The 7,055-nt window shown below is 66.8% G+C and carries 7 protein-coding genes; 2 read left to right on the top strand and 5 right to left on the bottom strand.

The genetic code is table 11. The features are described 5' to 3' along the window. Positions 1 to 4: 4 nt before the first annotated feature. From LPW26_RS07485 to rpe, 4 genes are all read right to left on the bottom strand, one after another. Entirely contained in the window at positions 5 to 394 is a 390-nt protein-coding gene (locus tag LPW26_RS07485) for a cupin domain-containing protein (protein WP_238733910.1), read from the bottom strand. A 53-nt stretch (positions 395 to 447) separates the two neighbouring features. Next, a complete protein-coding gene (gene murI / locus LPW26_RS07490; protein WP_238733911.1) occupies positions 448 to 1,242 on the bottom strand; it encodes a glutamate racemase in 795 nt (264 codons plus the stop codon). A gap of 394 nt (positions 1,243 to 1,636) precedes the next feature. Beyond that, positions 1,637 to 2,944, bottom strand: coding sequence for an adenylosuccinate lyase (gene purB / locus LPW26_RS07495; protein WP_238733912.1), 1,308 nt, complete (start codon positions 2,942 to 2,944; stop codon positions 1,637 to 1,639). A 458-nt stretch (positions 2,945 to 3,402) separates the two neighbouring features. Beyond that, positions 3,403 to 4,101 carry a ribulose-phosphate 3-epimerase gene (rpe, locus tag LPW26_RS07500; RefSeq protein WP_238733913.1) on the bottom strand — a complete coding sequence of 233 codons (699 nt, stop codon included), beginning with the start codon at positions 4,099 to 4,101 and terminating at the stop codon, positions 3,403 to 3,405. Between the two features lie 302 nt (positions 4,102 to 4,403). On the opposite strand from rpe, the gene LPW26_RS07505 reads away from it, so the two are divergent. Then, the gene (locus LPW26_RS07505; RefSeq protein WP_238733914.1) at positions 4,404 to 5,144 is read left to right on the top strand and encodes an EF-hand domain-containing protein; all 741 of its coding nucleotides are present in this window, start codon (positions 4,404 to 4,406) and stop codon (positions 5,142 to 5,144) included. Here the strand turns inward: LPW26_RS07505 and LPW26_RS07510 are convergent. Next, positions 5,134 to 6,129, bottom strand: a complete 996-nt coding sequence (locus tag LPW26_RS07510; RefSeq protein WP_238733915.1) for a P1 family peptidase — start codon at positions 6,127 to 6,129, stop codon at positions 5,134 to 5,136. The two genes, LPW26_RS07505 and LPW26_RS07510, sit on opposite strands and share 11 nt — an antisense overlap. Positions 6,130 to 6,272: 143 nt before the next feature. On the opposite strand from LPW26_RS07510, the gene LPW26_RS07515 reads away from it, so the two are divergent. Then, entirely contained in the window at positions 6,273 to 7,007 is a 735-nt protein-coding gene (locus tag LPW26_RS07515; protein WP_238733916.1) for a cytochrome c biogenesis CcdA family protein, read from the top strand. The last annotated feature ends 48 nt before the right edge of the window (positions 7,008 to 7,055 follow it).

A 7,055-nucleotide genomic window follows, 5' to 3' on the forward strand; every position in this document is an offset into this window, starting at 1 on the left:
TTGGCTACGGCGCCGGAGTGGCGAGCGGCTTGGTCTTGTCGACCACCCACACCGCCATCACTTTGGCGGCGCCGCCGCCATGCGCCGCGGCGTCGTGCACCACGCCCGCGGGAATTGAGTACGAGTCGCCGGCCTTCAGATGTTTATCGGGCTGACCGTCGATGCTCATCAGCGCTTCGCCTTCCAGCAGATAGCCGGTCTCGATGCCGGGGTGGGTGTGTCGGCCGATGCGGCCGCCGGCCGGGAGTTCCGCGAGGCCGCTGACCGTCACATAACCGTCCGGGAACTCGACCTTTTGCAGTGGTGTCCGCTTGATACCACTCGTCGGCTGCTGCGCGTAGGCTGCGCTTGCGGCCAGGGTCACGGCGAGCGCGATCCAGAGTTTGTTGGTCATGTTAGTCCTCCCTGCCTGAGAAAGTAGCAGTGCGGGAGGCTGACGGAAAGCACTCAGGCCGGAACTCGGCCTCCGAAATAAGGTGTGAGGGCGGCTGACAGCCGGTGCCGGCGTCCTGAAGTGAACACCATCTCGGCTCCGGGCTCTTCGGTCTGGCCGCTGCCGGCGCCGAGCAGGCTGACGACGCGGCGGGCGATCGCCGGCGCCGGGTCGATCCAGTCGACCGGCCAGGGCGCCAGCCGGACCAGCCGGTCGAGCAGCAGCGGATAATGGGTGCAGGCCAGCACGATGGTGTCGGTGCGGCTGCCCGGCCCGTCGCCCGCGACGAAGCACGGCGCGATCTCGGCTGAGATCGCCGCGTCCGGCACGCTGGTGCCGTCCAGCGCCGCTTCCGCCAGCGCGGCGAGATGCGCCGAGCCGACCAGCTTGACGTCGCAGCCCTGGGCGAAATCGCGGATCAGCGCGCGGGTGTATTCCCGCTTCACGGTGCCGCTGGTGCCGAGCACCGAGACGCGCCTAGTCTTCGACGCCGCGCAAGCCGGCTTGATCGCCGGCACGGTGCCGACGAACGGCACCTTGTAGGCAGCACGCAGATGCGCCAGCACCAGCGTCGAGGCGGTGTTGCAGGCGATTACCACCAGATCCGGCGCGTGCGCCTCGATCAGCTCGCCGATCAGCGGCACCACCCGGCCGATGATCGCCTCCTCGCTGTGCTGCCCGTAAGGGAAGAATGCGTCGTCCGCCGCATACGTATAGCGCGCATCCGGCCGCGCCCTGACGATCTCCCGCAGCACGGTGAGTCCGCCGAGGCCGGAATCGAAGACCAGAATGTTCGGATGCCCAGACACGCGGCAGATCTAGCGCAGTTTGGTTAGTTTTCGGTTGTCTTTTGCGCGAGGCTGCGTTGCGGCAGGCGGGACGATCCGAGCCTCGCCGTCATTCCGGTTCGCCGCGCAGCGGCGAACCCGGAATCTCGCAGCGTTCTGCGACGCTGTCATCTCCACAACATCTGGATTCCGGGTTCGCCCGCAAGAGCGAGCGCCCCGGAATGACGGAGGATGGTGCGGCATAGTCGGATGGCAGTCGGGGGAATGTCGGTCAATCCCTCTCCTGGTCATTCCGGGGCGCGCGCCCTTCGCGCGCGAACCCGGAATCTCGAAGTGTTCTGCGTCTCCGTCGTTTCCACAAGCGCCCCGGAATGACGAACGAGAGAACGGCGTCCGCCTCGGCTCTCGTCCGCCCTCAGCTCTCGCCGAACACCCGCTTGAAGATCGTGTCGACGTGCTTGAGGTGATAGCCGAGGTCGAATTGTTCTTCGATTTCGGCGTCGGTCATGTACTTCTTCATGTCCGGATCGGCCTTCAGCAGCGTCAGGAAGTCGCCTTCGCCGCGCCACACCGGCATGGCGTTGCGCTGCACGAGCTTGTAGCTCTCTTCGCGCGAGCAGCCCTTCTGGGTCAGCGCGGTGAGCAGGCGCTGCGAATGGATCAGGCCGCCGAGGCGGTCGAGGTTCTTCGCCATGTTGTCCGGATACACCACCAGCTTCTCGATCACGCCGGCCAGACGATTGAGCGCGAAGTCGAGCGTCACGGTGGAGTCCGGCGCGATCATGCGCTCGGCCGAGGAGTGCGAGATATCGCGCTCGTGCCACAGCACGACGTTCTCCATCGCCGGCATCGCATAGCTGCGCACCATGCGGGCGAGGCCGGTGAGGTTTTCGGTCAGCACCGGGTTGCGCTTGTGCGGCATCGACGACGAGCCCTTCTGGCCCTCGGAGAAGTACTCCTCGGCTTCGAGCACTTCGGTGCGCTGCAGATGGCGAATTTCCGTGGCGAGCCGCTCGACCGACGAGGCGATCACGCCCAGCACCGCGAAGTACATCGCGTGGCGATCGCGCGGGATCACCTGCGTCGACACCGGCTCGACCGCGAGGCCCATCGCCTTGGCGACGTGTTCTTCGACGCGCGGATCGATATGCGCGAAGGTGCCGACCGAGCCGGAGATCGCGCAGGTCGCGACTTCCTTGCGGGCGGCGATCAGGCGCTCCTTGGCGCGCGAGAATTCCGCATAGGCGTAGGCCATCTTCAGGCCGAACGTCACCGGCTCGGCGTGGATGCCGTGCGAGCGGCCGATCGACGGCGTCATCTTGTGCTCGAACGCGCGGGTCTTCAGCGCGGCGAGCACCCTGTCGAGATCGGCCAGCAGGATGTCGGCGGCGCGGGTGAGCTGGACGTTGAAGCAGGTGTCGAGCACGTCCGACGAGGTCATGCCTTGATGCACGAAGCGCGACAGCGGGCCGACGAATTCGGCCAGATGCGTCAGGAAGGCGATGACGTCGTGCTTCACCTCGCGCTCGATCTCGTCGATCCGCTCGACGTCGAACGCCGCGTCCTTGCCCTTGGCCCAGATCGTCTCCGCCGCTTCCTTCGGAATCACGCCGAGCGCCGCCTGCGCGTCCGAGGCATGCGCCTCGATCTCGAACCAGATCTTGAAGCGGGTCAGCGGCTCCCAAATGGCAGCCATTTCCGGACGGGTGTAGCGCGGGATCATCGGCGTCTCGTGATGTCAGGGGAATTAAGGCCGCGCTTTAGCAGATCGGGCGGGCAGCGGCTAGGCGGGGGGGAAGGGGAAGGCAGCGGGAAGGAGAGGGAGGCGGGGACGGGGGCGGGGCGGGCAAGGACCCCGCGTTCGTCATTCCGGGCTCGCCGCTGCGCGGCGCTCCGGACTGGCGCAAGGCCCGTAGCCTCGATGAAGCGAAGCGCAATCGAGGGCCAGCTGAGCGACGCCTCCAGCCCAGGACGCAGGGTTCAGGCGCTGCCCCGGATTGCGCTGCGCTCCATCCGGGCTACAGGCCTTGAGGGAATTCCCACCTCGCGACGAAGCAGTGCGCTTGCGCCACCACCCGCCGTCATCGTCCGGCTTGATCGGACGACCCAGTATCCCAGCGCGCCCGTTGCTCCGCGGCCTATAATGGATGGTACGAACTGGGTCGTCGCAGGTCGAGCGGCCTAAACCACTTCGCCTCTTGCGCTCATCGCCGCATTCCTGATCCCCGCGATGTTCGCCTTGTACGCGTCCAGCGTCCCGCCCTTGAACACAGCGCTGCCCGCGACCAGCGCATTCGCTCCGGCGGCTGCCAGTTCACCCGCGACCTTGTCACTCACGCCGCCATCGACTTCGATGTCGATCGGCCGTCCGGCAACCATCGCGCGGATCGCTTTGATCTTCTCCACTGCGCTCGGGATGAAGGCCTGGCCGCCGAAGCCGGGGTTGACCGACATCACCAGCACGAGGTCGAGGTCGTCGAGCACGTATTCGATCACGGACGGATGCGTTCCGGGGTTGAGCGAGACGCCGGCCTTCTTGCCGAGCGCGCGGATCGCCTGCAGCGAGCGGTGCAGATGCGGGCCGGCTTCGGCGTGGACGGTGATGTGGTCGCAGCCGGCTTTGGCGAAGGCTTCGAGATAGGGGTCGCACGGCGCGATCATCAGATGCGCGTCGAAGATCTTCGTGGTGTGCGGCCGCATCGCCTTGATGACGTCGGGGCCGTAGGAAATGTTCGGCACGAAATGGCCGTCCATGACGTCGAGATGGATCCAGTCGGCGCCGGCCTGATCGACAGCGCGGACTTCTTCGCCCAGCCTGGAGAAATCCGAGGCGAGGATCGACGGCGCGATGGCGAGCGGGCGGGGCGCGAAGGGGGACATCGGCGGTTTCCTGGTCGTTTTGCTGATCATGTCCGGCGCCGCATGGCGTGACCGAGCGCCGAGGGCCGATTCCGCTAACACGCGAAACCCGGCCTCGCAATGCGGAGCCGCATGGCGCGCGGCCGCAGATGTGCTCGGCAGGTTCTGCCGGTGCGGCAGAAATTTCCCCGGACACGGCGCCGCGCCGCGGTGAAAACCTCAGCGTTTCCAGTGTGTCGCGCCTTGGCATGGCGGTTGCTCGAGGGAGGCAGGACGCGTGTGAGGAGTTGCCGCCGTGGTGCGGCGCTGAATGGAGAACGGCCATGATTCCAGCCCTTGGCGCGATCGGTGCACTATCCGGACTGCTCAGCGCGCTCAGCTCGTCGAGCTCCTCGACCAAGACCACCAGCCTCAGCAATCCCTTCGAGCCATCCAGCGCCAAGTCGAGCGACAGCAGTTCGCTGAGCACGCCCGCCAGCGGCGGTTCGTCGGCATCGGGCGGGCTGTCGCCGGAACTGATGCAGGCGCTGCTCGCCGCGCAGCAGGGCCAGTCGGCCGATCCGACGACGACGAAAGAGAAGAGCCGCGATGCCGCGCTGAAGGACCTGTTCGCGCAGCTCGACGGCAATGGCGACGGCGCGATCAGCAAGGGCGAATTCGAAAGCGCGCTCGGCGCCGGCGGCACCAACACGGCGAATGCCGACAAGGTATTCGCCAAGCTCGATACCGATGGCGACGGCTCGGTCAGCGCCAAGGAATTGGCGGCGGCGCTGCAGAGCAAGAAGAAGGCGCATCACCACGACGGCTCGCAACAGGCCGGCAACGGCTCGGGCGATCCGCTGCAGGCGTTGACTGGCGCGTCGTCGACCAGCGTCACCAATTCGGACGGCACCGTCACCACCTCGGTGACATATGCCGACGGCTCGAAAGTCTCGATGACCTCAGCCGCCGGCGCCAGCAGCTCCAAGGCGAGCTCGTCGTATAATTTCGTCGAGCAATTGATCCAGCGCCAGGCCAATCAGGTTCAGTCGGCAGCGACCTCGACGGTGTCGATCAAGGCGTGAAGCGATCGCGCCATGCCGGCTGCGCATCGCTGAACGGCAGGCGGGTCGCCTCGTAGACGCCGCGTGCGATCGCGCGGGCGACGGTGTTGGCGGCGATCGCGCCGAGTTCGGTCAGGCCGGCCAGCGGATCGACCGGCTTCTGGCCGGTGGCGGCGGCAAATACCACGTCGCCGTCGAGCGGCGCGTGCACCGGATAGATCGCGCGCGCGAATCCGGTCTGCGCCAGCATCGCCAGCCGCTTCACCTGGGTCTTGGTCAGCACCGCATCGGTGACGACCGCGACCAGCGTGGTGTTCTCGGCCGTAGCGGCGGCCGCGCCCTTGAGCTGAATTTTCAGATGCTCCGGCGTGAACGGATTCGGCAGGCCGCAACCGCCGAATTCCTTGCCCTGTTCGAACGGCGCCGACCAGAACCACGGCCCGTCGCCGATGGTGACGCTGCCGATTGCATTCACCGCCGCAATCGCGCCGACCGTGATGCCGCCGGGCGTCATCGCCGACGCCGAGCCGAGGCCGCCTTTGTAGTTCGCCGTGGTGGCACCGAGCCCAGCGCCGACGCTGCCGAGCGCGAAGTCCTCGCTCGCGGCCTGCGCCGCCGCATAGCCGAGGTCGCGATAGGGTGAGAATCTGCCCCACGCCTTGTCGCCGCCATTGAGCATGTCGAAGATCACGCCGCCGGGCACGATCGGGATCGTCGCGGTGCCGATCGCAAAGCCGCGGCCCTGCTCGGCGAGCCAGGCCTGCACGCCGCCGCCTGCATCGAGCCCGAAGGCCGAGCCGCCCGACAGCGTGAAGCCGTCGACCTGTTCGACGGTATTGACCGGCTCGAGCAGCACGCCGTCGCGAATCCCCGGTCCGCCGCCGCGCACGTCGATCGAGGCGACCGCTGGCTGATCGAACAGAATGGCGGTCACGCCGGAGGCGAGCTTGGCGTCGTCGGCATGGCCGACGCGAACGCCGGCGACATCGGTGATGAGGTTCTTCAAGGCTTATCCGTGGATCTGGCGAGGTGAGGAGCGCATCTTCGGCCTAAACACTTGGTCGAAGCAACCCTCACGGGGCGATCACAAGGCGCGGAACGTTGCCGCATCGCCTTGCGTCGCCCAGGCGCGGCGGTGCATGTAGCCGCATGATCCACGACGTCTCGATCCCTGCGGCGCTGATTGCCGGCCTGGTCAGCTTCCTGTCGCCCTGCGTGCTGCCGCTGGTGCCGCCGTATCTGATCTATCTGACCGGCGCGACCATCGAGCATGTCGCCGCCGACGAATCCGAACGGACCTCGAAGCGCGCGGTGATGATCTCGGCGCTGATGTTCGTGCTCGGCTTCTCGACCGTGTTTGTCGCGCTCGGCGCCAGTGCGAGCTTGGTCGGCGGGCTTATCCGCGCCTGGTCGGCCGAACTGGCGATCGTCGCCGGCATCGTCATCATCCTGATGGGCCTGCACTTCCTCGGCCTGACGCGGCTCAACATCCTGATGCGTGAGGGCCGGCTGCCGATTCCCAAGCCGGTCGGACTGTGGGGCGCCTATGTAATGGGCCTCGCCTTCGCGTTCGGCTGGACGCCGTGTATCGGCCCGATCCTCGCGGCGATCCTGTCGGTGGCGGCGGCCGAAGCCACGGTGGCGAAGGGTGCGGGGCTGCTCGCGATCTACTCGCTCGGCCTCGGCGTGCCGTTCCTGCTCGCCGCGCTGATGATCGAACAGTTCTCCGGCCTGTTCGCCCGGATGAAAAAGCACCTCGCGACAGTCGAGCGCGCGATGGGCGTCCTGATGATCCTGACCGGCATCGGCTTCCTCACCGGCGCCGTCAGCGACGTGAGTATCTGGCTGCTGAACACGTTCCCGGCGCTGGGGAATATCGGTTAGTTCGCGCTGACTTTGTTCCGCATCGCCATCCTCACTATCAAACGTCAT

It is taken from the genome of Rhodopseudomonas infernalis (assembly GCF_022271405.1).
Classification (GTDB): domain Bacteria; phylum Pseudomonadota; class Alphaproteobacteria; order Rhizobiales; family Xanthobacteraceae; genus Rhodopseudomonas; species Rhodopseudomonas infernalis.

What these genes read in the sequence shown, in the direction of transcription:
- LPW26_RS07485 (WP_238733910.1), bottom strand. Translation starts at nt 394, where the DNA reads ATGACCAACAAACTCTGGATCGCGCTCGCCGTGACCCTGGCCGCAAGC.
- purB (WP_238733912.1), bottom strand. Translation starts at nt 2,944, where the DNA reads ATGATCCCGCGCTACACCCGTCCGGAAATGGCTGCCATTTGGGAGCCG.
- rpe (WP_238733913.1), bottom strand. Translation starts at nt 4,101, where the DNA reads ATGTCCCCCTTCGCGCCCCGCCCGCTCGCCATCGCGCCGTCGATCCTC.
- LPW26_RS07505 (WP_238733914.1), top strand. Translation starts at nt 4,404, where the DNA reads ATGATTCCAGCCCTTGGCGCGATCGGTGCACTATCCGGACTGCTCAGC.
- LPW26_RS07515 (WP_238733916.1), top strand. Translation starts at nt 6,273, where the DNA reads ATGATCCACGACGTCTCGATCCCTGCGGCGCTGATTGCCGGCCTGGTC.